At 43.4% G+C, this 24,671-nt stretch carries 21 protein-coding genes; all 21 read right to left on the minus strand.

Annotation, left to right across the window (positions count from 1 at the left end; all coding sequences use genetic code 11):
• Window positions 1-2: 2 nt before the first annotated feature.
• Genes Q8R38_05990 through asnB form a run of 21 tightly spaced genes read right to left on the minus strand, consistent with a single transcriptional unit; the run spans window position 3 to window position 24,660 of the window.
• Window positions 3-1,121: a glycosyltransferase family 4 protein gene (locus Q8R38_05990; GenBank protein MDP3791573.1), complete on the minus strand. Its 1,119-nt coding sequence runs from the start codon at window positions 1,119-1,121 to the stop codon at window positions 3-5.
• Window positions 1,118-2,536: a hypothetical protein gene (locus Q8R38_05995; protein MDP3791574.1), complete on the minus strand. Its 1,419-nt coding sequence runs from the start codon at window positions 2,534-2,536 to the stop codon at window positions 1,118-1,120. Before Q8R38_05995 ends, Q8R38_05990 begins: the two co-directional genes overlap by 4 nt.
• The gene (locus Q8R38_06000; GenBank protein ID MDP3791575.1) at window positions 2,524-3,480 is read right to left on the minus strand and encodes a glycosyltransferase; all 957 of its coding nucleotides are present in this window, start codon (window positions 3,478-3,480) and stop codon (window positions 2,524-2,526) included. The genes Q8R38_05995 and Q8R38_06000 overlap by 13 nt, the downstream gene beginning before the upstream one ends.
• A gap of 4 nt (window positions 3,481-3,484) precedes the next feature.
• Window positions 3,485-3,922, minus strand: a complete 438-nt coding sequence (locus tag Q8R38_06005; GenBank protein ID MDP3791576.1) for a dTDP-4-dehydrorhamnose 3,5-epimerase family protein — start codon at window positions 3,920-3,922, stop codon at window positions 3,485-3,487.
• A 4-nt stretch (window positions 3,923-3,926) separates the two neighbouring features.
• Complete coding sequence (rfbG, locus tag Q8R38_06010; GenBank protein ID MDP3791577.1) at window positions 3,927-5,051, minus strand: CDP-glucose 4,6-dehydratase; 1,125 nt, start codon at window positions 5,049-5,051, stop codon at window positions 3,927-3,929.
• A gap of 59 nt (window positions 5,052-5,110) precedes the next feature.
• Entirely contained in the window at window positions 5,111-6,226 is a 1,116-nt protein-coding gene (locus Q8R38_06015; protein ID MDP3791578.1) for a DegT/DnrJ/EryC1/StrS family aminotransferase, read from the minus strand.
• Window positions 6,227-6,238: 12 nt separating this feature from the next.
• Entirely contained in the window at window positions 6,239-6,988 is a 750-nt protein-coding gene (locus Q8R38_06020) for a class I SAM-dependent methyltransferase (protein MDP3791579.1), read from the minus strand.
• Window positions 6,985-8,484, minus strand: coding sequence for a radical SAM protein (locus Q8R38_06025; GenBank protein ID MDP3791580.1), 1,500 nt, complete (start codon window positions 8,482-8,484; stop codon window positions 6,985-6,987). The genes Q8R38_06020 and Q8R38_06025 overlap by 4 nt, the downstream gene beginning before the upstream one ends.
• Complete coding sequence (locus Q8R38_06030) at window positions 8,481-9,218, minus strand: hypothetical protein (protein ID MDP3791581.1); 738 nt, start codon at window positions 9,216-9,218, stop codon at window positions 8,481-8,483. Before Q8R38_06030 ends, Q8R38_06025 begins: the two co-directional genes overlap by 4 nt.
• A gap of 5 nt (window positions 9,219-9,223) precedes the next feature.
• Window positions 9,224-10,240: a class I SAM-dependent methyltransferase gene (locus tag Q8R38_06035; protein ID MDP3791582.1), complete on the minus strand. Its 1,017-nt coding sequence runs from the start codon at window positions 10,238-10,240 to the stop codon at window positions 9,224-9,226.
• A complete protein-coding gene (locus Q8R38_06040; GenBank protein ID MDP3791583.1) occupies window positions 10,227-11,987 on the minus strand; it encodes an LIC12162 family protein in 1,761 nt (586 codons plus the stop codon). The genes Q8R38_06035 and Q8R38_06040 overlap by 14 nt, the downstream gene beginning before the upstream one ends.
• Complete coding sequence (locus Q8R38_06045; GenBank protein MDP3791584.1) at window positions 11,978-13,510, minus strand: oligosaccharide flippase family protein; 1,533 nt, start codon at window positions 13,508-13,510, stop codon at window positions 11,978-11,980. Before Q8R38_06045 ends, Q8R38_06040 begins: the two co-directional genes overlap by 10 nt.
• Before the next feature lie 18 nt (window positions 13,511-13,528).
• Window positions 13,529-14,287, minus strand: a complete 759-nt coding sequence (locus Q8R38_06050; GenBank protein ID MDP3791585.1) for an SDR family oxidoreductase — start codon at window positions 14,285-14,287, stop codon at window positions 13,529-13,531.
• A complete protein-coding gene (locus Q8R38_06055; protein MDP3791586.1) occupies window positions 14,259-15,377 on the minus strand; it encodes an SPASM domain-containing protein in 1,119 nt (372 codons plus the stop codon). The genes Q8R38_06050 and Q8R38_06055 overlap by 29 nt, the downstream gene beginning before the upstream one ends.
• A 4-nt stretch (window positions 15,378-15,381) precedes the next feature.
• Window positions 15,382-16,503, minus strand: coding sequence for an N-acetyl sugar amidotransferase (locus tag Q8R38_06060; GenBank protein MDP3791587.1), 1,122 nt, complete (start codon window positions 16,501-16,503; stop codon window positions 15,382-15,384).
• Between the two features lie 5 nt (window positions 16,504-16,508).
• On the minus strand, window positions 16,509-17,207 hold the full coding sequence (locus tag Q8R38_06065) for an acylneuraminate cytidylyltransferase family protein (protein MDP3791588.1): 699 nt from the start codon (window positions 17,205-17,207) through the stop codon (window positions 16,509-16,511).
• Between the two features lie 5 nt (window positions 17,208-17,212).
• Entirely contained in the window at window positions 17,213-18,385 is a 1,173-nt protein-coding gene (gene neuC / locus Q8R38_06070) for a UDP-N-acetylglucosamine 2-epimerase (protein ID MDP3791589.1), read from the minus strand.
• Window positions 18,375-19,424, minus strand: coding sequence for an N-acetylneuraminate synthase family protein (locus tag Q8R38_06075; GenBank protein ID MDP3791590.1), 1,050 nt, complete (start codon window positions 19,422-19,424; stop codon window positions 18,375-18,377). The genes neuC and Q8R38_06075 overlap by 11 nt, the downstream gene beginning before the upstream one ends.
• Window positions 19,421-20,908 carry a radical SAM protein gene (locus tag Q8R38_06080; GenBank protein MDP3791591.1) on the minus strand — a complete coding sequence of 496 codons (1,488 nt, stop codon included), beginning with the start codon at window positions 20,906-20,908 and terminating at the stop codon, window positions 19,421-19,423. Before Q8R38_06080 ends, Q8R38_06075 begins: the two co-directional genes overlap by 4 nt.
• A gap of 6 nt (window positions 20,909-20,914) precedes the next feature.
• Window positions 20,915-22,774 carry a methyltransferase domain-containing protein gene (locus Q8R38_06085; protein MDP3791592.1) on the minus strand — a complete coding sequence of 620 codons (1,860 nt, stop codon included), beginning with the start codon at window positions 22,772-22,774 and terminating at the stop codon, window positions 20,915-20,917.
• Complete coding sequence (gene asnB / locus Q8R38_06090; protein MDP3791593.1) at window positions 22,771-24,660, minus strand: asparagine synthase (glutamine-hydrolyzing); 1,890 nt, start codon at window positions 24,658-24,660, stop codon at window positions 22,771-22,773. Before asnB ends, Q8R38_06085 begins: the two co-directional genes overlap by 4 nt.
• Window positions 24,661-24,671 lie beyond the last annotated feature (11 nt).

The raw sequence follows: 24,671 nt of genomic DNA on the forward strand, positions 1-24,671 counted from the left end.
AATCAACTCAAAATCCTTTGTATTTCTTTAAGATATGCGTCTACAACCATGGCTTCTTCAAATTTTCTTTTTACTTTATCGCGGCCGGCCTTACCCATCCTTAAGCGCTCCTCGGGTCTCAGTTCTATCATCTTGCCGAATGAATCGGCTAACGCCTGAGTGTCTTTGACGGGCACGGAAAAACCATCGATCCCTTCATCTACCACCTCGCGGCAGCCGATCGCGTCAGTTGTGATTATCGGTTTCTCCATGGCTAATGCCTCTAAGAGAGACTTCGGGATTCCCTCGCGGTAGGACGGCAATACCACACAATCCGACCCGCAGATAAACGGCCTGACATCCTTAACTTCACCGTGGTAAACAATAATACCTTCCTTTTCCCAACTCTTTATTATTTCCATGCCGACCGCCGCTGGATTACCCGGGTCTATTATACCCACCAGCCAAAACTGTGTTTTCGGGTATTTTTGTCTCGTAAGTCTGGCGGCTTCAACAAATTCTTTCAGCCCCTTATCCCATAAAAACCTTCCCGTAAATAGAAAAACGAATGAGTCGTCGCCTCTTTTTAAAGAACCGCAAAAATCCGGACTGAAAAAATTTGTATTCACTCCGGATCCGTTCACGAGTACTGCCTTATTCCTCTTTATAATGCCTTTTCTTACGAACAGGTTCAGATCGTCCTTATTCTGAAAAAAAGTAGTCCTTGCAAAATGGCACCCTATCTTATAAAGGAATTTTATCAATTGATAAACCGGGCTTTTCTTAATAAAGAGATACCCTAAACCCGATATATTATCGATACATGGCACGCCCGCCAAAGCGGCTGCCACGGCGCCATAGATATTCGGCTTTGGAGTGTAGTGCACGGCTATATCGGGCCTTTCTTTTCGATATATCCTGTAAAGAGCGATGGTCTGCTTCAGATCCGTAAACAGGTTCATGCCCTTCCGGTCAATAACCAAAGGAATGAAGCTAAAGCCCTTGCTTGTCACTTCATCCGCGTAGCCATTATCCTGGGCGCAGAATATCACATCATAACCTTTGGATTTCAAGCCCTTCATCAAGCCGACCCGAAAGTTGCGGATGGTCAAAGTCGTGTTGGATACGATTATTGCTTTCATTCGGCCTTTTGTTTCTTTTTGATCTTCAGGCTATCGAGAAAAACCGTAAAACCCGCTATGCCCAAAGCCACCAAGGTTGTAATATACGGGTATCTCATACGATATAATGTCCCGATATTACTGATTGTCAGCCCATAGATAAGCATCATATAAACACAAAACGCAAAAATTGTCCAAATCTCAGCCCGTTTACGCCAGCGCCAGATCGCACACGGCAAAAATAGCAAAGCAAAATACACGACCATCATTTCATAAGAAGCTACCCTGCGCATCAAATAACTCCCCCGATATGTGCCCTCGCTAAACCACTGAGTCGGAAAAGGCGCCAGGAAGGCGATCTGGGCCGCTCGGGGTAAATAGATTAGCATGTCTTTAGCGTTGCCAAATCCGATATCACAATCAATATTGCTCCTGGCTTCAGGGGCGCTCCCGCGAAAACCCCGCCTTATTATAGCCAGGTGGCATGCATTGCGGTCAATAAATAAAGGGAGCCAGGACGACCTTTTCCAGCACATATCAATATTATTCTTTTCAATTATTGTTCCTGCATCAGCTTCTACAACTATGGGGCTTTCAATTGTAGAGGATATATTCTGTACTGAGGATTTTTCGGCGTGGAACTGAGCGCTTACAACACTTTTTTTTAAATCGGCTGGGTGTAACTGCGCTGATATTAAAAGTATAAATAGCATATCCAATAAAATGAGCGCTGTTTTATGCCATGATATATCTTTTTTAAATGCCCTGATAAAGAGTACTAAAAAAAGTATGGAAAAAAATGAAATTACAAACGGCATTACAATCATTAACATATAAGAACGCACAAGCCACAGTAGAATAAAACCGCAAATACAAAAGATAATTGAATAAAAACTGATAGAAAACCAACTAACGGCTTTATTGCTCGCTAATTTGACTAATGAAACTAGGCCGTACAAAAGCATTACTACGCCTAATACGCTAAAGATATCTTTATGTAATTGAGCGGTCCACTGCAGGTTTGATGGAAAGACTAAAAAAGGTAAAGCACAAAGGATCGATTTGAACTTATTGTTTATAAATAAATCCAGAAGGTTAACCAAGACCAGCGCGGCGCTTGCATGCAAGGCGGCATTTAGAGGGATGAGTATCCTGGCATTCGGTAAAAAAACATAAAATATAGATGCTATACCGGATACAACATGGCCTTCCGGCTTTAATTGCCATGCCGACCAGCCTTGGGCGTGAATTTTATTGGCCGATTCCAAGGCTAATTTATGAAAACCAATGCTATCGAAAGAACAAATAAGCAGTCCGCTGCCGGCATGCAAACCTGGGAAGACATACGGTAATAACACAAACTGCACAAAAGCGGAAACACAGAATGTATAAAAGAAAAAGATGCACCATAATTTTAGATTATTTATTTTATCCATCGAAACTTGCCTTCTATTTTACGGTCATGCAACCATTTCCATGCCGTATACGGTAGGTACGTCAAAATATACAATACAAAAAATACGGAGGCAGCAAATCTGTATGGCGCCAGTTCGGACCTGGCAGATTTCGGATCATGTTTTTCCACGTGTACTTTCGCCTGCCAATATGCCAGCTTTGCCTCATAATACCTGATCTCGGAAGCATATTTTAGTTCTATCGAATCGTCAATTTTTTTTAACTTATTTAATATGTACCTCATTTCCATTGGATGCATATGATGAAGTTTTTTGCTACTCATATCCCCATGGATACGATAAATTGCAAGCGGCTCGTCGATATATAATGCTTGTAATTTTAAAAGAATTCTCATAAAAAAATCAAATTCTTCTGACAGACCAAGTTTTTCGTCAAATTTCTCATCAAGTCTCTTGACAGCGCTCATCCTGAGCATTGCAGTCTGCAAAGCAACCGGATAATTATACAAGAAACTCCCGAAAACATTTCCTTCCGGCTGCTGTCCGCTCAAAGCGGGTATTAAATTGCCTGTTTTTGGCATTATTAACCTAAAGTAGTTGCCGTAAACAAAATCGATATCACTTCTATTGTTTAATGCGCCTACCTGCTTTTCAAGAGTTCTTGGCAGCCATTTATCATCGCAATCTAAAAATGCCAGATACTGCCCTCTAGCTTCGGCCATAGCAAGATTCCTGGCCTTGCCAAGCACGAAACATTGATCGCTTTTAAAATAACGCAGCTTTGGGCCATAGCTTTTCGCAATACCGGCGCTCCCATCGGTAGACGCATTATCCCAAAAGATGATCTCCCAATCGGTATAACTTTGTGCATATATACTGCCGAGAGCTTCTCGTAAATACTCCTCACCGTTCCTGCAGTTCATTATTACACTTACGAGAGGATTGGCAACACTCGCTTTATCCATGACTCTATTTCCAGGCATATGGGATTGCTGCATCGGTAGGGCCAGCCCTTTTGATCTCGTTCGGATCATGGGGCATGTCAGCACAATTTGCTATAAGTGCCGGGATATCGGACATTCCTTTAAAACCGTACCATAACATAGGTGGTATTTTTACTAAACAGTAATTGTCCTCCCCTATCTCCATTTCCAGCATTTCACCCTTGGTTGAAGAACCCTCCCTGTCATCGAATATGACTAATTTAACCTTGCCTACCGGGACTGCAAAACACTGCGTCATCTTCAAATGCTTTCTCCATGCCTTCACTACGCCGCTATTTACGGAAGAAAAATATATTTCTCCGAATGCCGTAAAAAGGGGCGAGTCCCGCCTGATCATGTGCATAACCTTGCCGCGGTTATCTTCTATCTTTTGCAACTTCTCTGTCAAAACGCCGCCTATCATATCTCTAATCCTTCGCCCAATTAAGATTATGGGTTCGTGCCTCTGAAACATAATAATCTATCTGCTGCGCCGTAAAATCTAACATGCTCTTACTCTTGTCCTTATAATATTTCTCATACCATTCGGCTGCCATCTTTATGGTATCGGGAAAAGACAGTATCGCGTGCCAACCAAGTAGTCTTAGGGCCTTGTCGCTGGATACTTTTAAAAACATGCTTTCCCGTGATATTTTTTTCTCGCTTAAATACTTCCATTTATTATTTCCGCCGAAATACCCCGAAAACAGCTTAATAAGCTCTCTCACCGATTTGCCCATCTCATGGCTCGGGCCGAAATTAAATGACTCGCCGCATAGTTTATTGGATTCGCAGACTCTTGCCCCCAACCATAAATATCCGCTTAATGGTTCGAGAACGTGCTGCCATGGCCTCGTTGCTTTAGGATTTCTGATAAGCACCTGTCTGTCAGCGCTCCATGCCCTGACACAGTCCGGCACCAATCTATCGGCGGCCCAATCCCCTCCCCCTATCACGTTCCCTGCCCTGGCTGTAACCATTTTACAATTATTATAAGGTCTGCTGAAAAAAGATTTAACGTATGAATGACAGACCAGTTCGGCACACGCCTTCGAAGTACCGTAGGGATCGTTTCCGCCGAGCTCATCTGTCTCCCTGTATCCCCATTCCCATTCCATGTTCTTATAACATTTGTCGCTTGTTATCATTACGCCTACAATTTTAGTCTGCATGTGGCGCATACACTCCAGGACATTGACGGTACCCAGGACATTAGTCTCAAAAGTCGTTTTCGGATCAAGGTAGGCCTTGTTTACAATAGGTTGGGCAGCCAAGTGAAATACAAAATCGGGTCTATGTTTTACGAATACTTTTTTCAGAAAGTCGTAGTCCCGCACATCCCCTTTTATGTGCTCGATAAATTTATTAATCCTGCAAACCGAGAATAAACATGGATTAGACGGCAAATATGATGAATATCCTATTACTTTAGCGCCTAATAAATTTAACCATACAGAAAGCCACGACCCCTTAAAACCCGTGTCTCCGGTAACTAATACCGTCTTTCCTTTGTAGGCATTTTTAAGATCCGCTTTATTTTTAAGTCTACTCATATCATCTCCCGGTTATATTATATTAGTTATGATTAGAACGAACAAGTCAATTTTATCTATCAGTAAAAAACTTTTATTCTCTTTACTATATAGGCCTGATCCTTTTTGGTAACGTCCGGATGTAAGGGAATACTAAGCAGTTCGCTATGCATTTTCTCCGTTATCGGCAAATGAACGTTGCCTTTTTCATAATACTTTAAAAGATGGTTGGGATAATAATGAATACCGCATTCTATACCGCTGTCTATCAAATGCTGTCTCAAGCTGTCCCTCTTGTCTTTTTTTACCTTTATCGGAAATATATGCGGCACCACTTTATCATAATCGCATGGAAATAAAGATATGCCGGAAAGATCTCCCAACTCACTACAATATCTTTTGGCCAATTCTTGCCTGCAAGGTTTGAATTCTTTTTCAAACCTGGCAAGTTGGGTAATACCTATTGCCGCAAACAGATTACTCATATGATACCGGTACCCCTGATGAAAGACATTGAATTCCCAGCTTCTCTGACCCTTATATCTCTTTTCAGTATCTTTATGAATACCCAAAAGCCTGGCGTCCATAACGAACCGGATCACCGTGGGATCGTTTGTCACCACTGCGCCGCCCTCTCCGGAGGTTATATTCTTTATCCCGTCGAAACTGAAACATACCACATCCCCAAAAGAACCTATTTTTTTATCACTATAAACGGTCCCAAAAGCATGGGCCGCGTCCTCCACTACCCTGAGTCCGTTTTTTTTCGCAAATTTATATACTTCATCGAGGTTACCCGGCCATCCGGCATAATGGACCGGCATTATGGCCCTGGTCCTTTTAGTCAACCGCTTCCCGGCATCTCTTAGATCTATAGTGCATGTTTCAGGCATTATCTCACATGGCACAGGACGAGCTCCCACAGCTGTTATGGCCTGAAAACATCCCACAAAGGTAAGCGATTGCACCAACACTTCATCGCCCGGGACGAGACCGATCCCCCTCAATGCAAGATGAAGAGCCGCCGTGCCCGAATTTACACAAATGACTTTCCCGCCTCCGACGTAACCTTCTAGCGCCTTTTCAAACTCATTGACATATTTTCCCATCCCCAGATAAGAATCGTCGATAACCCTGCCTAATGCCTTCTTCTCAAGGTCTCCCACTATCGATTTAGATAGCCGTATTTTTTTCATCTCACGATCTTTCTATGCCTTGGCCTCAACCCAATAAGTATCCCATCTGGTCTTCTTTTTAAACATGCCGTCCTGGATAACGCGGAATCCGGCCGATCTCATGGCATTAAAAAATTCATTTCTATTCCTTGAATATCCCCAGAGCTGACCCCTTTCCTTCAGGCCCAGCGTTTCCAAAAATCGTCTCGATATATTTTTCAATTCATTTAACAGTATGTCAAAAAAGGCCGATGGTTCAAAAGACCAACTGATCAGGATACACCTTCCACCTTTTAATAGACGAAATCTGACATTTTTAAGAAGCGCTGTTAATTGCTCCTGATCCAGACAATATTCAACTCCCGCAAGATAGATCACATCAAAACCAATATCCGGAGGGATACATCCCGGGAAAGTTCCCACAAATATTTTCTCTTCCGGCATATGTTTCCTTATCCATGCAAGCGATTCTCCCGACCCCTCCGCTATGCTGAGATTAAACGGACCTATACCCAGCAGCGCTTTTTCTATCATGCCTATGCCGCATCCAACTGATAATATCCTGATATCTCCCAAACCTGAAAATCCATCCCGCAAAAACTCAGCGGTCTGTATTTTTAATTCGACCCATTCCGGATCAAGCTCATCCCAATCCCTGTATCTTCCCAACAGCTTTTTGTAATACTCTTTATAAAAATCAGCAGCCGCAATGCGGACGGGAGAAACGGCGATAAAATCCTTGAAACGGATACCGTGCCATTCGTTCTGGAAAATCTTTCTCATCTTAATCCTTCTCCGGACTTTTGGCGTATAAATATGGAAACCTTTTTGATAAAGTAAATGGGATCGCCCAGTAATTTCCATAAACATTTTTTCAAAAAAAGCATCGGAGAATTTATGAAAAAACTCCTTAAAAGATATTTTTCGCCTTCTGCGAGTATTTTTTTCAATTTTTTACCATCAAATTCCGGCGTAGAGACAGCAAAACTCCTGATATGCAGATCGTCAAGAGTAAAATCACTGCAAAGATAATTTTGCTTTTTGCATATATCATAAAGTTCCGAGCCAGGATAAGGAGTTGCTATAGAAATATGCGGCGTGAAGACGCCGAGCTCTCTGGAAAGGCTAAAACTGTCCCACATCTGATCCTCCGTCTCACCGGGCATACCGATGACAAGGAAAAGGCCTACGTTTAAACCGATGCTCTTTGCGTATTTAACCAGCGGCTTTACCTTATCAAGATTTAATGGTTTTTTTATCAACCTGTCGAGGACATCCTTATTTCCGGATTCTACTGCAAAGTTTATTGTGCGGCAACCGCTCTTCTTCATCTTATCTATAAGACATTCGCTTAAGGTCCATGCGGCTATGCCGTTAGGAGTGTCCCATTCCATATCCAGCCTACTCTGCACCATGCCGTCAAATATCGCCTCGGCTCTTTTCGAATCCAGCGTTAAATTGTCATCCTCAAACATTATCTCCTCTATACCGTATTCCGCTTTTATCTGTTTCAGTTCTTTTATTACATTCTCGCAAGAACGGGGCCTGAAAGACCGACCCCATACCGCATATGCGGAACAAAACGAACATCTCGCCGGGCACCCTCTCGAAGTTATTACAGGAGAAAAACGCCTTTTCCTCCTGTCTCCATGGGAAGATCTTAACCCAAAATACTTGTCCATATTCAACAGATGCCTGGCAGGAAAAGGCAATGAATCCAAATCATCTATAAACCTTTTTTTTGGGAGCACTTTAATCCGGCTGTCTTTTCGGTATCCAAACCCATCTAGCCCTGAAAGATCACATCTGCCCTCCAATAAATGCACCAGGTCTATGATTGTGCGTTCTCCCTCGCCAAGGACCACATAATCTGTGTTGGGGTCGGAGAGGACAAGTTCCGGCATAACCGTTGGATGCGCTCCGCCTGCAACCGTAATAATCATATTATTTACTTTTTTTGCTATTTTATATATCTCATGCGCGTTCTGACGCTGAATCGTAAAAAGGTTGTTCACGCCCACGATATCAGGACCGTAAGATTCTATAATCTTCTCTATCTCCTTGAAAGAAAGCCCTATTCTTATCATCTTATCTGATATTTCAGCATGGTCACTCCAACCGTCTATCAAACAGTCTACTATTTTTGTTTCTATACCTTCTCTCTCTAAAACGGCTGCCAGGTACCCAAGCCCAAGCGGGGGCATCGGATTAATATCAATCCTGTCCTTAAATGTAACTGCCGGGGGGATAAACAAAAGGGCCTTTTTTATCTTCTTCATATCTTCATCCTTTTACCAAAAAAGGCATCGATAGCCATAATATCTCCGTGCGGACAATTCATCATCGGGTATTTCATTATTTGCGGACCAAAAACAGCTCTATTTTCCATAAACAGCTTACGTATATAGGCGGCAGGGCTTCCTAAAATCTGCCCACACGCCATATCCAACTTCCCTACCCCGTATTTAATCAAATCTATGGCCGCGTCTGCATCGCCTACTGTAAAGACACCGCGCCTTTTATAACAAAAATAACAGGCCTCTATAATACAATAAATAATATCAAATTCGAGGGGCAGTTTGTCGTTGAAATTCTCCCAATCCATGACCCATGCAACACCATCGTCCATAAAGAGTATGTTATCAATTGAATAATCGCCGTGGCTGAAATTGGTATCATCTATCCTGAATATGTCCATGTAATGGCTCAGGGCATTGCGTATCTTTCTATAATTCTTCGTAATAGGCAGCCCAAGGTCCCCAGGGATGCCGTCTTTGTACGACAATCTCAGCTGAAAGAATGTATCTTTATAAGCCCTGAATGACAATACAGGATTGCAGGCCAGATTCAATCTTTGGCCGTACCAGGTTAGGCCGTCATGCTCTCTCTTGATAGACCTGGCCCCGTCAGCATTAAAAGCGGTCTTGACTATGCCGACCGGAACCGCGCGCTCATCCAGGTCCACCGCCACTTGAACAGAACTATCATGGGAACAATTGCGTATTAATTCCATTGAGTTCATTTCCTGGCCAGCACAACAAAGCTTTGGGAGAAAAATCCTAGCCTTAGCCTTCTAAAGACGATATCCTCTATTGCATAGCATACTGCTTTTGCAATAATATTCCTCCCCTTCTTATACATGCATGGCCTATAATACCTCATCCCGTTATCCGTCAATATATATTCCGGAAACCTATAATCCGGAAAAGCGTAAAAGATTCTTACGTCTTTAAACCCCGCACTGATAAGCATCTTCCTTAAAGACTTCCTGGAATATGTCCAGTTTACATACGGCCTGCCCAGGACGGCTTTCGAGACAAGATCCTGAACAATCCTGGGCAAAAAAGTGATAAATCTTATATTGCAATGAGGGTCAGGCAGCCCAAGAAAATTAAATATATCAAACCGATTTTCTATGGCAAGATAGAGCTGGCCACCGTTCTTGAGGCCATCATAAATGGTCTTAAGAAATCCCGTCTGAATATGACATGGCCTGGCGGTGCGTTCGTATTTCTTAGCTAGTCTTTTTCCATAATACTTCTTTAACTCCACCGTACCTTCTTCGGGGATCCATTCGAGCACCCCATTGACCAAAAATTTATCAACGGAACAGTTTTTATACTTGAGCTTTCTCAGATCCGCACATACTAAGTCTGCTTTTGTCAGGCCTTCCTCTGTCAGGCGCCGCTTCAATAATAGAAGAGATTCCCGGGTCTGGTCAACGGCTATAACATTGCATCCCGCTCTTGCAAGCGGCACTGTCAATGCTCCCCACATGCAGCCTGCGTCCACAACAATATCCCCAGGTCTCGGATCCAATAACAGCAGCCCTCCGGCCCGCTTATCAGAAAATATTACGTCGAAATATTGCGGGAAGTGACACTGAACCGTTTTCCTCGAACCAAGACCTGAAAGGTCTGATACGTACCTGTCATTTTCGTTCTTATCCAGATTGGACCAGTACCCTCCGCTGGGCCCGAACCATATACCTTCCCGGTTTTCCAGCTGTCCTGACACAACACTATCTATGCTCATTTAAAGCCTCGATCCATTCATCACGCCAATTATTACTGGCGGCAGCAAATCTTTCACAGAAAACATTTCTCGCTCTTTGCACCTTAATGTCGCTCCACCATTTCATGGGATTGTCATAAATATCGTTTACTTTTTTCGCCGCATCCTCAGGGCTCTTATATAAAATACCGACATCTCTTAAAAGTTCAAAATATGTCTCGGCCTCCGGCCTAATAATATAATTGTCATGATCCCAAAACCAGACAGTTGGAGCGTTTATTGCCATTACCTCGAGATTTGATGTACTCAGATGATCTATGACCACGATCTTTGCTTTCTTGATCAGGTTCACTGCCCTGCCTTGATCGGAAAAAATCTTTATCCCCGGGATCATCTTCTTTACCGTTTCTATCTCACCCCATCCTATCTCCTGATAAGGCCTGTACAACAATCTATCCCGCAAGGGCTCATCCAAACCGTCGACGAATCTTTTCTTGTCTAAAAAATATTGTGGCATATCATCCTGAGCAAATGCGGCCTGGAATCTACATAGATATTTATGTATACCTGATCCAATGAATAATAACAATCCATCATTGTTTTTTTGATAAGAATCCTTTAGCACGGACAGGTGCGGGCTGCTTAATGGAACTGTTTTGTCATTGTTTTCGTAGCGCCATCCCCAGGTATAAAATATATCCTTTTCCATCGAAATCGTCTCGGCAAGCGATAAAAACATACCATAACCGCCTCCATGCTGAAAATCGAGCAGCACGGTATCTGTTAAGGTTGAGTTTGCGGCAAAGAATTTAAATTTTTCGTTAAACAGCCAGCCTGTTACCGATCCTACGGCTTTTACATTTTTTGTCGTTACCTTACTGTTGTATTTATTAAAGTACTCTACATAGCACATTGGGATTGCATCCGGGATTAGTTCCTTAAGAAAATTTTGGAATTTATCGGCTGTCTTCCCCATCTTCAGGCCTTGCCTTCTGGCCCGGGAATAGCAATTCTTATTCATGGGCCCCTGGGAATCAAAGTTTTTGAAAACGACTGAATTAAACCGGCATTCCGATTCTAACATTAATATCTGCCGCCAATCAACATGGTACATATCGCTCAAAATTATTTCTTTTTGGGAAAAAATATTACTTAAATATTTCAAACCATAGAACATCTTTTTGGCAAAACCGCTGCTATAAATATTTTTATTCCCCGCCGTCTGGGGCACTATCGTCTTCTCTGCGACCCTGCCAGGGAAAAAATAACGCGCTATGAGGCTGAATAGTTTCAGATTATAGTAATCATCGGAGGCTTTTCCTCTTATAGATACAAAATCATAGGTATCCACAGTTAATAATTCGCACAGAGATTCAGGCAGGATATAAGTATAAGCATTCTGATGGACAGTAAACGCATTTTCTATTCTTCTGTATCTTTCATATAATATCTCTATGAAATGCGATAACCACGGCCCGACAAGTATCCTCCAGTATCTTTGAGGGTAAGAAACGCCGTGAAGAAGATTCAATTGCTCGCTCAATTCTCTTAGTATCTCCTCATATATCTCACGGCACAGGCCGGCTGCGGTTTCTATTTTAAAAGCAGGCTTCCAGGGAGAGACAACTATAGAACAAGGCCTGCCCTCGATTAGCTTTCTATTTTTTTCATCCGCCAAGCACCACGGACCGAGAAACAGCACCTCACTGTCGATATCCCAAGCGTCAGAAATGCCCGTCGTAGCTAAAAATTGCCTGCCTAAGCCCATTTTACATTCCTCTGAAATTTCATATCAAAACCGATGGCTTTTTTCACCTCTTCCTTTTCGGCGGGTTTCAGTAATTTAAAGTAATAAAAGCCCAACGAAACGCCGTATATTACGGCCATCTCAAAAATAGTAGCAATAAAATTAGATGGGTATAAATAAAATAAAACAACCGTAGAAAAAATGGCGACTAATAAATATAGCAGCAGGTTTACCTTTACGCTCTTATCGAAATATTCCTTAAAAGTAACTTTCAGCATCTTTAGCGACAGGGCCAATTCCAGCGGAAACGCGACGAAGATCATGGAAAAAGCCAGGCCTGCGGCCAGGGCGACAATACCTAAGCTTTTAACAAAAATAAGACTTACCAAGAGATTTGAGATCCCGGCAGCTAATATTATAAAGAAGGTTCTTCGCACTATGCCCTTTGCCGATAATAGCCCTACCGCCAATTCTGAAGTGCCGCTAAAGAGCCAGAGGGACATTATTATTCTTGCGGGCAGTATGCTTTCCCGGAAACTTTCCCCCATCCAATGAATTATAAAAGGTTTGGCGAAAAAGATGGCGATTAACACTGCAGGAAGAAGCACGGCCGACATCAATTTCGTCCCTTTAAATAAAAGCTGCTTCTGTCGGGCATAATCATGAGCCCCTTCCATCTCAGACGCAGCTATCCATGCAGGTCCTCCCAGCGTTGAATTAATAACGCGAAAATAATTCTGCAGGTTAAAAGCCACGGCGTATAGAGATATCGCCGACACCGAAACAAAATAGCCTATTATGATATTATGTATCTGGTATAAAAATATGGCTGACAATGAACTTAAAAACATAAAGATACTGAAATTAAATATAAATTTAAAAGTATTAATGTTCCTGTGCGGAAAAACTATGCGAAAATTGACATGTTTGACCGTGAACCAAAAAAAGACCGCGCCGGCAGTAAAATTCAATATCTGCATGGCTATGAAAAGCTGCAGGATACCGAAGCCCTTGATTAATATAAAAAAGGTTACTATCGCAAGTAATATCTGATTGATTATGCTAATTGCGGCATCAAGGTTCCACATGTTCAGCCCCTGTATTGCCCTGCGGAATATACCCATAGGCCATACCACCAATGATGATAATGCCGCCGCGATTAAGAGGTCTCTCATAACCCGAATATTTGCAGGGTCGATCTTAAAAAAATAAATGAAATATTTTGAGCTTAAAAATAACATTAACGAAATCAAAACGCCTATAATGACATAGAACGTGAAGGATGCGTTGATTATATGGCCTATCCCTTTAAAGTCTTTTTTACCATGATATTCAGATACATATTTCGTGAGTGCGGACATCATTCCAAAATCCAATAATCCAAAATAATCGGTAACTGTCAAAACGATAAGGTAAACACCGTATATCTCTTTGCCAACATGCGCTACTATAAAAGGAAAAAGCATGAACGATATGAGCATATATACGCACCTGCTCAGCGCTATATAACTTATATTCTTTCCTATCGTTCTGGCTTTTGACATATATCTTCTACTGATCCGTCACCATGCGTGCAAACCGCCGTCAACATATAATAAATGTCCGGTAATATATGAGGCGGATTCGGACGCCAGAAACAAAACAGGGCCTACGATATCTTTTTTATCGGCCATTCTTCTCAATGGTACTCTTGTACTGTATTGTTCTTGAAATAACCTGCTGTGCTTATCCAAAACCCCTCCCGGACAGATGGCATTTACTCTAATATTAAATGGAGCGGCATAACAAGCCAGATACTTGGTAAAGGTATTTATCCCGCCCTTTATTAATGGATATGACGGGAGGCTTGCGATTTCTGTATTTTTGTATATCCTGAAGTCCGGCGACAAGTCTCCGTATGTGGAACTGAAATTTATAATCACCCCGTGTTTAGCTTTTTTCATATTTATCAATATCTCTTTGCAACATCTGTAAAATCCTAACAGATGATCCATGGTATCCCTTCCTACGATATCCGGATCCACATCTTCGATTCTGCCCTTAGAATTGTCCTGCCTGGGCCAGGCGCAGTTTATCCAAACGTCTATCTTCTTATCATGAACTATTACATCGGATATAAATCTCCGAATAGACTGAGAGGATGTTATGTCGATCTTTATATAATTTATATTACTTTTATTCCGAAAATTCTCGGGAACACGGGTACCGACAAAAACTTTAGCGCCGTAGCCGTCAAACGCATTTGCAAGCTCCGTACCGATCAGCCCGGTCCCGCCTATTACGCAAACTACCTTATCCTTCATATTGAGGAAATCTTTCATTATTTATCTCCTTTTTGAGCCTTTTACAAATCAGTTTTTGGTCGCATCTCGTATAGCATTTATGATCTTTGGGAAAATCACCGTTTATGTGCCATCTTCTAAAATTTTTATAATCCACACTGTTCCATATCTCTTTTAGGGTCTGACTGTTGGCATTGCCTAAAACCATCTCGCAATTATAATCCTGCGTGCATGGGACTACAGAGCCGTCAACCATTACAGTCATCGATGTCCACGGAAACTCGCAATACTGTGTTTCGTAATGAGACCTTGGTTTTCCCGCGTCATCATCCTTATAATACCATTGATTGTCCTGGCTCTTTATATAAGCATAGACATCCCTATCCTTCCAGAGGCCCATAAAGTCATCGTGCATCTTAACGGAATTTTTTGACCGAGAAAGGTCGAGCATCGTTATAACTATCTTGGTTTTAAGCGATGGGTTCTTTGATTTTGCATTTATAAGCTCGCGTATCAATTTATACGAACGCGTAAAATCGTTGCTCTTTCCCCTGATCTTCTTGGCGCTTTCGTCGTCGATCGCATCCATGGCGAATTTTATGACTCCGACTCCGGCTTCCATCATTTTTATAAATTTATCCACATCTATATTTGCTGGCACGCAGGAGAAATAGGTCGGGATATTATATTTTGAACATAAAGCAATTCTTTCTACAAGATAAGGGTCCAGCGGCGGCTCACCATAACCGTGCAAGATCAGCGACTTTGATACCGTATAAAAATAAAACGCGTTTTCACTTTTATCCGATGGATGAATACGATATTCATCTGCGATAAATTTCCAGAAGCTATCCATCGCCTCTTTTTTGTGAGGCATTATCTGTTTTATGACTTTTTCAAAAAGCCCCATCTTCATAACCTGCGCGGGACGCCTCATCAGGCTTGTACGCGGGCACATCTTGCATTTCATATTGCAAGCATTGGTCGTTTCGATATTAAAAACACACGGATATTCATCTGTATGCTTCCTAAGGATTGCCGACACTTCGGCCTGGCGGATATGGGATTTCATATCGACGATCTTCTTTTTTATTTCCGAAGTGGTTCTAAAAAAGGATATATCGAACATGTGTTTATTTTATCCCCTTTCCGACTTCAAATTTCTCGTGCCAGAGCCCCCATTGATCCTGACGAAAAAGTTTCGGATTGTACCATTTATCAAGTATTCTCCAGAATTCAACAGGCTTCATGCCCGTAAAATTCAAGAATGCGTCTACAATACCCTGATCAAGGATCTTGTCGTGTTTTTTTACATAAGGTATCATTTCCTTGCGTGTCGCGATTCCTGCGCGGATCCAGCGCGATGCCATTTCGGTGGCCGAAGCGTGGCCGAACTTTGGGTATTTCAGATACTGGTTCAGCAGATATCCTATCGAGTCGATCTGGTTATATTGCTCTACCGTCCCTTCTCTTATATACTCATGAGCAAGATGCCGGAAGCCCCACCGTTTCGCGAGTTCATAATTTCGATGGCTGTCCCATGGTACAAAATAGCTCAAATATATCGGGTCGAGCCCATACCCTTCACATTCCTCAAGCGTCGGCTGTTTGGCTGATTCCAGGTCTCTTTCGGTCAGATCCCCGTCCTTCAGCCATTGGTTCCATGCCGGTTTCACTACATCATTTTTCGACTGCAATTTTGCCGATGGGGTTTCTTCGTTGTATTTTCCTCCGTATGTATAATTCACATTTTCGCCGTAAATCAACAGGTGCAGCCCTAATTTCATCGCCATTCTGTAAGGGTAGGCATAAATCAACGCATCTCCATACCATGTAGGCGACCCGATTTCAATCAATGCCTTCTTCGCCAATATGCGTGTCACATTATGATTCGGTATTATCGAAATAATGTCACAATTGAATGTATCGGATAAATTTGCGAGATTTTTTCTTCCGGTCTCGGTCCAGTCTATATTGCCTACCGCGAGAAGAACGGGATTCATCCGCATGACTTCTTTCATATACCATACCTGAAAGTGAGAATCCTTCCCTCCCGATACCGCAATCGCGCAATCATAACTATTCCCGTATTTTCCTCTGTACTTACTGCATACCTTTTCAAATTTTTTTTTGCGCTTATTCCAGTCGGTTTTTCTTTGTTTGCCATAATTATGGCACGGCGAGCAAACACCGTCCTTTTGAAAGGTTATCCCCGGCCTCGTGTCTGGCATCAAACATCTTTTGCAGTATTTCATCGAAATTATCTCCTTTTCTTATTTTTTAAAACTAACTCTGCGACGTGAAAATCCCATGCCGTATCGATATCAAGCGACCTTTCCTGCGGCATAATGTAAGGTACCGCACCCTTGGGCACAAAAGTACGTTGCTTCAGAAGTGATGAGCAGGTATTCAGATAGATCGCACCATTTTGTTCGTACAATTCCGGCAACGCCTGCCTGTACATGTATCCGTCATTCGGAGGAATAAAATATTCCAATGAACGTTTTTTATTTATGCTGTGTGTTTTATAAGGATATTTTATAATTTCACAGACACTGACAACAGCGAGTGTATTACGATTTTTGGCCAATTTAATGACATTTTCCATATCTTCGGTTGTCCTGAAAGGAGATGTCGGCTGAAGCAGCATTATATAGTCCGGGTAACATGCCTCATGTTTTTTCAGCCAATCGATCGCGTGGAGCACGACTGAGATATGTGGGGATTCATTTTTTGAAAGTTCTCCGGGGCGCCTGAACGGCACTTCGGCGCCGTGTCGCTTCGAAACCTTTGCGATTTTCTCGTCGTTAGTAGATACAATTACACGGCTTAAGCCCTTGCATTTCAACGCCGCCTCTATCGTCCATGCAATCAGCGGCTTGCCCGCAAGGATTTTTATGTTCTTCCCCGGTATGGATTTTGAACCGCCACGTGCCGTAATAAGCCCGATAATCTTCATAATCGCTATCTCCTAATATATTTTTTGCCGGACATACCTTTATTGTCCGTATGATATTCACTGCAAAATTGCTTCTGAATTTCCGTGCACCAGATCTGGGATCCATTGAGTATAGAAATGAACCGCTTCACGCTCTTACCGTCCCCAAAATGCGTGGTAGGGGTCTTCGGGACATCCGGTATCTTATTTATAGCGGATGTGATATCCGCTGCCGACTCGCGGACGTTAATGATAGTCTTATAAGCGAATCGCCCGCTTTGCCGGTTCCCGATATTTATAGACGGGATCCCGTAATACGGCGCCTCCCTGATACCTGAGCTCGAATTGCCGATGATGAATTCACAATTTTTAAGCAACGTAAGGAATGATTCGAAGCGTATCGAAGGAAATATCCTGAAATTTCGGTTTTTACTCATAAGCTTGAGTTCTCTTATTATAATATCTGACCCGCTGTCATTATTGGGGTATAATACTATATATTTTTTGCCGGAACTCGCCAGCGCCTTTGTGACCTGCCGGACATTATCGGATAAATCATGCAGATTCGTAGTTACCGAATGATATATGAATAGCGCGTATTCCTTAAAATCAATTTCGTAGTGCTTCTTGACCGCCGATAAAGCCGGGAGGTAGCCGGAATCCATAAGGTCCATGTCCGGGGACCCTATCACATATATGTTTGACTTCTTCTCGCCCATCTGAAGCAGCCTTTTCTTAGCTTCTTCATTCGACACGAAATGTACATGCGCAAGCTTCGATATCGAATGCCTTATTGATTCATCTATAGTCCCAGACAGTTCGCCGCCCTCTATGTGCCCTACGATAATATTGTTCAATGCTCCGACAACAGCACCTGCAAGCGCCTCCACGCGGTCACCATGGACAATTATAAGGTCCGGCCTCGTCGCGGATACATAATCACCGAAGCCATGGATCGTATTCCCGAGTATGGCATCCATCGAATTGCCGGTTTTCTGATTATAATAACTAAATATATTTTTAAAGCCGGCTTTTATGACTTCGTCTACAGTGCTGCCGTATTTAGGCAACATGTGCATGCCGGTTGCGAATATATGGGTTTCGAATGCCTTTTCCTGTTCGAGCGCTTTCATCAAAGGCTTAAGTTTGCCGAAATCGGCACGCGTACCCGTTAAAAAAATGATCTTTTTACTTTTCATAGACATGCTCCCATTTCAACTGCCTGTTCTTCTTAATGCAGCATTTCGCCTTTTTTCCGAGAAGCGCGCTTAAGTGCCCTGCTTTTATCTCGCCTGTTCCAGGGCGCTTAACCCAGATGTTTTCTTTAGTCAGTTTTTCTCCTGCATCGATATCACGTATCGCGACCACACAGGCATACGCAAAATCTATCGTTGGTTGTTCCTCTTTTAAAATAGTTTTGCTGCCACCTGATGCCGAATGTATTATACGGCTGCCTGTAATCAATTGTCTGAGTTCACCGGGATCCATAGAGATAGCTATATCCGGCCCCGGCCAATCTTTATCGGATGTAAAATGTCTTTCAAGGATACTGGCTCCCAAAGCTACGGCCGCTAAACACGGAAATATGGTAAATGAGTGGTCCGATAGCCCGAGCACAGCATTCGGAAAATGCTTTTTGAGTTCGGCCAGCGCGCCAAGCCTTATTTTGCCGGGAGGTGTGGGATACATGGATGTGCAATGTAAGAGAGCATACTGCACTTTATTCTGCTCCAGAATTTTCACGCTTTTTCTGATAGAATTGATATTGTTCATGCCCGTACTTAATATCACGGGCTTCCCGAAACCGGCAATATATTCTACAAGCGGATAATTATTGCATTCTCCGGAGCCGATTTTATAAGCGCCTACCTTCATGCGCTTCAGACGATCGGCTGCTTCGCGCGAAAAAGGCGTAGACAGATAAATCATACCTTTTTTATCCGTATATGCTTTTAGTTCCTTATCCCCTTCTTCCGATAATGCGCACCTGACCATGATATTCCAGATCGATTCTTTTGCGTTAGCTGGCACCACGCCGTTATAGATCATTTCATCTTCTATTACATGCGCCTGAAATTTAACACATTCACAGCCTGCAGCCACCGCATCGTCGACCATTTTCCTGGCTTTAGCGACGCTGCCTTCGTGATTAATTCCGATCTCGGCTATCACGAGCGGTGGGTAATCTTCTCCGATCCTGCGGCCCGCAATATTAATTTCCGGTTTTTTTGGTTTCATGTATTTTTATTTCCCTGTTTTATTTTTTTAAATACTTTTACGAGGCCTTTATAAAACATTTCGAATATTACGCAGCCACCCTGCATTAACCTGCGTATATCACAAACAGAACGTATCGTCCTGATATTTTCCCACCATATCGCAGGGCTCAAATAATATTCAAGGTTCGCGCGCCTGTGCCAATAACGCATCTTATCAAGTCCAAAATTGGGGTTCACATATACGGGATTATCAAAATTCAACGAAAGATAATCGTGCCACTTGTCGACCTTGCGCAGCCCTCCGGTACGCTTACAGCTTTCATTTAATCCTGTCCCCGGATAGGGGACCGGCAGCCAGAATACCGATATCGGCGCTTTCATCTTTTTCGCGCATCTGATCGTGCGGCGGACCATGTCTTCGTTCTCATTCGGAAGGCAGATTATGAAATTATTCAGGCAGCGGAAACCGGCCTCGCGGACCCATCGAACACCGCGCATCTGCTCGTCTATAGTTATATTTTTATTCACAAAATCCAGCGTCTCCTGATTGCCCGATTCTACTCCTATGGCGATCTGTCTTCCGCCGGCTTTGTACATCATTTTAAGTAGCTCCGGGTCAACACAGTCGGCACGCGTATTACATGACCATAGTAGCCCCAGATCCGCCTCAACCATCTTTTTCATTAATTTCATCGTAAACTCACGGTTTATAGTAAAAGTGGAATCCTGGAAATATACACCGCGCGCCTTTTTCTCAAATTTTAAAATTTTCAATTCCTCTACAATGCGTTCCGGACTGTAAAAACGTATTTTTTTACCGAGAATTTTTGACGCGCCGCAATATGTGCAGCTATATGGGCATCCCCTTTGCGTCATCACGGAATAATTCGGGAGCACCACATACTGCGTCATATGGGGCACGTAGCGTTTGAGGTCCAAGTCCGAATAAAAACCTAACGGCAGGCTGTCAAGGTCCATGACAAACGGGCGCTGTTCGTTAATAATAATTTTTTCTCCTTCACGATATACCAATCCCGCTATCTTTGACCATTCATTTCCTCCGGACAGTTCCGACAAAAATTCATCCATCGCATGTTCGCCTTCATGGCGTATGATAAAATCCAACTCCGGACACTGCTGCATGCTGAGTTCCGGTAGCATCGTTACATGAATATTGCCCATCACGACTTTTGAACTCGGCAGTGCTTCTTTAACGATTTTTGCCGTTTCGAACGCATAATCCGCGGTCGGAGTATATACAGATAATCCGACAACATCGTAAGATCTCTTCTTTAAGTATTGTTTCAATGAATCGGCGACAAAATCGCCGAACTGCATATCAATAAAATCAACATCGTGCTTCTTGCTCTTGAGCCAGGAATAAATCGAGATAACACCCATCGGCGGAAGATGGCCCTGCAAGGATGACACGTCTCCCCATGCCGCTTTAACAGGGCTTAATGGTTCAAGTAACAATGTCTTTAATTTTTGGCCGTTTTTCATATTTATCTATTTCCGGCCTGCCATTACAAATAGCTGAAAGCCCCATTTAGGCAGGCACAGATTAAATGCCGCATACGTGGCCGATGCCAGTATCTTCTGTGAAAAACTGTATTCTTTTCCAGAAAGAAAAGATTCACGTATTTTATCGGGACGCAAATTAATCATGCGTTTATACAGATTAAAAAACGGGAAGCCCCACGCCTCGAGCCTGATCACATCAAGGCCTTCGTTCTTCAACGCATCCTCTATCTCTTTCGGTTTAAAATGCTTTTTATGCCCTACTCGCCTGTCGATTTCAAACATAGGGCCGCACGGAACAGTTATAAAAAGCCACTTGCCTGTCATTGATGCCAAACTTTTGACGGCGGCCCGGTAATCGTCGCAATGCTCTATGACTTCCATACATATCACGGCATCGAATTTGTCGCCAAGCGCTTCCTTATTGAGGTCTATCTTCGAAAAACTCATGCCCGGAAAATTAACACGGTTTGACGCTATGACAGCATCAGAGATATCAGCGCCCACCAGCCTGGCATCCGGCATTAAACGGTGCGCATCCAACAATAATTCTGCGTTTCCGCAGCCAACGTCAAGGATACTACCCGGCGATACCGAAGAAAGCCATGAAACGATCTTTTTTCTCCTCATGCGCGGCGCCGGAGAATGCTTGACCATGTCTCTCCACTCTTGCCATGCAAAATCATAAAACACCTCGGAGTTTTTCTGCCTTGAGCCCGCCGTTAAATTCATCTTTGTTCTTTTCGCTGTCATGCTCCATGTCGTACCATAAGTATTTTCAAGTTTGTCGATAGATAATCCGGCCTGTTCGGCGAGTTTACGTACTTCGTCTCTACTAAAATGATATGAAACCGGCGCATACTTTATCAGGCTGAAACAGGATGACTTTATAAGCTTGAAATTGCTTTTTGACCATAACATCATATGGTCAAATAACGGCAATTTTTTGCAGATGCGCTCGGGAAACAGGAAATTCACCGGCAAATAGAACAATTTGATCAATAGAAATATAAAAATAGCCGGAAAAATAGAAATAAATTTCCGGCCACCAAGCGGTATCTGACGAATTATGCCCTTCAGAGGCTCAACGACATGTGTCATAATGAAATTATTCTCATAGCTATAAACACATACCGCGACGGTTCCTCCCTGAACCAGAACATTCGCGAGAGCAAAAAAAGCTCCGCGCTTATCAATAACATGTTGCAGCGCATGGTCACATATTGAAATATCGGCTATACCGCTACGTAACGGATTACACAATATATCACACCTGACCAGTAGAAGATCTATATTTTTATCTATGAGCTCTTTGACTCGGTAAATCTCATCGCCCGCTTCAGTCACTATAACCAGGCCGGGACTATTTTTTGATACATGATATGCTTCACGGCCGGTTCCGCCGCACCAGATAACGACTTTCCTGCCCCGGTACTCTTCAGGTTCTATCCGTATAAATTCCCTAAAGCTTGAAGGCCCGTTAAAATCGTCTTTTTCAAATTCACTTTTATCCCACTTTACGCCAACACCCCGCTGGTAACCAAGACCATTGGATGCCTTTTGTGTCAATAAAGATTCATCCAATAAACTACCGACGGTTTTCTTAAAAATAAAATTAATCGAATCACAAATTATTTTTTCATGATCATTCAAAAAATGAGGAAGCAGTGAATTTTTAAAAAATATACCTATGCCGTCAATGACCGGATAGGACTCGCCACAACGCTCGCATTGAAGAACCCCGTTTTCAATAAAGTCGCCGCTTGCATGTGAAATACGATTGTCAGCCAACTTAAGGGCGCCGCCGCATTCCATACATTCCAACATTGATATATGTGAAAGCTTCATTTGCACCGCCTGTACTGCAGGCTCCAATTGATAAATTGGAGTATCCCTAAAAGCATGAACCCGGCGTTAACGGCCCCGTGCTTATGCTCATCCCATAACTTGTTCACTTCGTCCCATTTTAGATACGGTACCGACGATTTAGCGCCGGAAAGATAATCCCCGAAAATATTGCTCATCGGCCCGGCTTCCCTGAACCATTTATCGACCGGAGGTAAAAACCCCGCCTTTGGCCTCGAAAATGATTCTTTAGGCGCCCTGTCCGCGATCGCCTCGCGAAGTATCCGCTTACCCCTGAGCCGATAACGTTTTGCCTCGTCCGGGAGGTTCAGGCAAAACTCCACCAGCTGCTTGTTTAGAAGAGGCACTCGCACCTCAAGGCCGTTGGCCATGCTCATCCTGTCCACTTTTGCCAAAATACTCGGAAGATGAAACTTAAGGTCGGCATGCTGGCGGGCGGTCAGATAAGACCTTTCGGACGGCACCTCTTTCATCAATTCGGCATATTCGCCCACCGGATCGAGTTTTTCCGCATCACGGAAGAAATCAGGATCATAAAGACGTTTTTTCATAGCCGGAGAAAAGATGCGGCGAAACGTAGCGTGATCCCTTCCGCCGCATTCTTCCGAAGCATCTAAAAGGCGTTCTGCCGCCATTCTTGCGCCATAACGGCTGTTGTCCGACGGCAAATATCGCGATAAGGCCCTCATCGATCTTCTGATCATTCCGGGTAACATCCTCATACAAGGCGTGATCTCCCCGGCCATGTACGTATCATAGCCGGCAAGTAATTCATCGCCTCCGTCCCCGGCAAGAGCAACGGTTACTTTCGCGCGTGTAAACTTTGACAGCTGGTACACCGGAAAACAGGATGCGTCCGCGAGAAGTTCTTTCATAGCACCGAGCGTTTCGTTTATCGCATTTTCGGTCCACGCAAAAACCAATGATTCATTCGACACCTTAAGGTGCCTTGCATAATGTTCGGCGGCAGGTATCTCGCTGAACTTACGATCTCTAAATCCGAGAGTGAATGTCGCGGGTTGCTTTCCGGCCTCCACGGCAGACAGCGCTACGGCATACGAATCGAGCCCTCCCGAAAGAAAAAGTCCTAGCGGCGCGTCAGAAATGAGCTGCCGTTTTACTGCCGATAAAAGTAACTCATTGAAGCGGCCTGTTAATTTAGATGACAGCGGCTCCGCACATGCACCGTATTCCGGCTTCCAATAACAGCTTAATTTCGGCTGTCCGTCGCTCACTGTCAACATGCACCCGGGCGGAAGTTGATATACACCCTTCAATCCCGATCTCGGCGCGGGCAGATAGTTGAATGTAAAATATACATCGAGATCCTGCGGATTATATTCAGGGCACGGGTTCAATGCGCCGAAAAGCGCCGGTAATTCCGAAGCAAAAAATACCTGGCCCTGATAATCCGTATAAAAAAGAGGTTTTACGCCGAAATGGTCGCGGACAAGAAAAAGCTTCTTGTCCTTTCTGTCAAACAGGGCAAAAGCAAAAATACCATCGATCTTTCCCAGGCATGCCCATCCCCACTCCTGCCAGGCCGCGAGCAGTACCTCCGTGTCTGAATTTGATACGAAACGGTGCCCCTTGGATTCGAGCTCCTTACGAATCTCCATAAAGTTATAGATCTCTCCGTTATAACTTATCACAAACCTTTTGTCCGGAGTAAACATGGGCTGATGTCCGGCCGAGGTCAGATCAAGCACGGACAAACGCGTGTGCCCCAGGAATAAACCCGGCTCCACGTGCATTCCCTTATCATCCGGCCCCCTGTACGAGAGACGGTCAACCATGGCTTCGAGGCCGTGCTGCGACCAGCTCCTCCGGCTGTCATTATAAGAATAGATCCCTGTGATTCCACACATAAATATGCCCT

Source organism: Candidatus Omnitrophota bacterium (genome assembly GCA_030695905.1).
Taxonomy (GTDB): Bacteria; Omnitrophota; Gorgyraeia; order 2-01-FULL-45-10; family 2-01-FULL-45-10; genus CAZHPY01.

Bases quoted from the DNA above. Each gene is read 5' to 3' on its own strand.
- Q8R38_06020 (MDP3791579.1), bottom strand. From the start codon at position 6,988: ATGAGAAAGATTTTCCAGAACGAATGGCACGGTATCCGTTTCAAGGAT.
- neuC (MDP3791589.1), bottom strand. From the start codon at position 18,385: ATGAAAAGTAAAAAGATCATTTTTTTAACGGGTACGCGTGCCGATTTC.
- Q8R38_06000 (MDP3791575.1), bottom strand. From the start codon at position 3,480: ATGGATAAAGCGAGTGTTGCCAATCCTCTCGTAAGTGTAATAATGAAC.
- Q8R38_05990 (MDP3791573.1), bottom strand. From the start codon at position 1,121: ATGAAAGCAATAATCGTATCCAACACGACTTTGACCATCCGCAACTTT.
- Q8R38_06015 (MDP3791578.1), bottom strand. From the start codon at position 6,226: ATGAAAAAAATACGGCTATCTAAATCGATAGTGGGAGACCTTGAGAAG.
- Q8R38_06045 (MDP3791584.1), bottom strand. From the start codon at position 13,510: ATGTCAAAAGCCAGAACGATAGGAAAGAATATAAGTTATATAGCGCTG.
- Q8R38_06055 (MDP3791586.1), bottom strand. From the start codon at position 15,377: ATGTTCGATATATCCTTTTTTAGAACCACTTCGGAAATAAAAAAGAAG.
- Q8R38_06040 (MDP3791583.1), bottom strand. From the start codon at position 11,987: ATGGGCTTAGGCAGGCAATTTTTAGCTACGACGGGCATTTCTGACGCT.
- Q8R38_06025 (MDP3791580.1), bottom strand. From the start codon at position 8,484: ATGAAGAAGATAAAAAAGGCCCTTTTGTTTATCCCCCCGGCAGTTACA.
- Q8R38_06075 (MDP3791590.1), bottom strand. From the start codon at position 19,424: ATGAAACCAAAAAAACCGGAAATTAATATTGCGGGCCGCAGGATCGGA.
- rfbG (MDP3791577.1), bottom strand. From the start codon at position 5,051: ATGAGTAGACTTAAAAATAAAGCGGATCTTAAAAATGCCTACAAAGGA.
- Q8R38_06030 (MDP3791581.1), bottom strand. From the start codon at position 9,218: ATGGAATTAATACGCAATTGTTCCCATGATAGTTCTGTTCAAGTGGCG.
- Q8R38_06080 (MDP3791591.1), bottom strand. From the start codon at position 20,908: ATGAAAAACGGCCAAAAATTAAAGACATTGTTACTTGAACCATTAAGC.
- Q8R38_06005 (MDP3791576.1), bottom strand. From the start codon at position 3,922: ATGATAGGCGGCGTTTTGACAGAGAAGTTGCAAAAGATAGAAGATAAC.
- asnB (MDP3791593.1), bottom strand. From the start codon at position 24,660: ATGTGTGGAATCACAGGGATCTATTCTTATAATGACAGCCGGAGGAGC.
- Q8R38_06065 (MDP3791588.1), bottom strand. From the start codon at position 17,207: ATGAAGATTATCGGGCTTATTACGGCACGTGGCGGTTCAAAATCCATA.
- Q8R38_06050 (MDP3791585.1), bottom strand. From the start codon at position 14,287: ATGAAAGATTTCCTCAATATGAAGGATAAGGTAGTTTGCGTAATAGGC.
- Q8R38_05995 (MDP3791574.1), bottom strand. From the start codon at position 2,536: ATGGATAAAATAAATAATCTAAAATTATGGTGCATCTTTTTCTTTTAT.
- Q8R38_06035 (MDP3791582.1), bottom strand. From the start codon at position 10,240: ATGAGCATAGATAGTGTTGTGTCAGGACAGCTGGAAAACCGGGAAGGT.
- Q8R38_06085 (MDP3791592.1), bottom strand. From the start codon at position 22,774: ATGAAGCTTTCACATATATCAATGTTGGAATGTATGGAATGCGGCGGC.
- Q8R38_06060 (MDP3791587.1), bottom strand. From the start codon at position 16,503: ATGAAATACTGCAAAAGATGTTTGATGCCAGACACGAGGCCGGGGATA.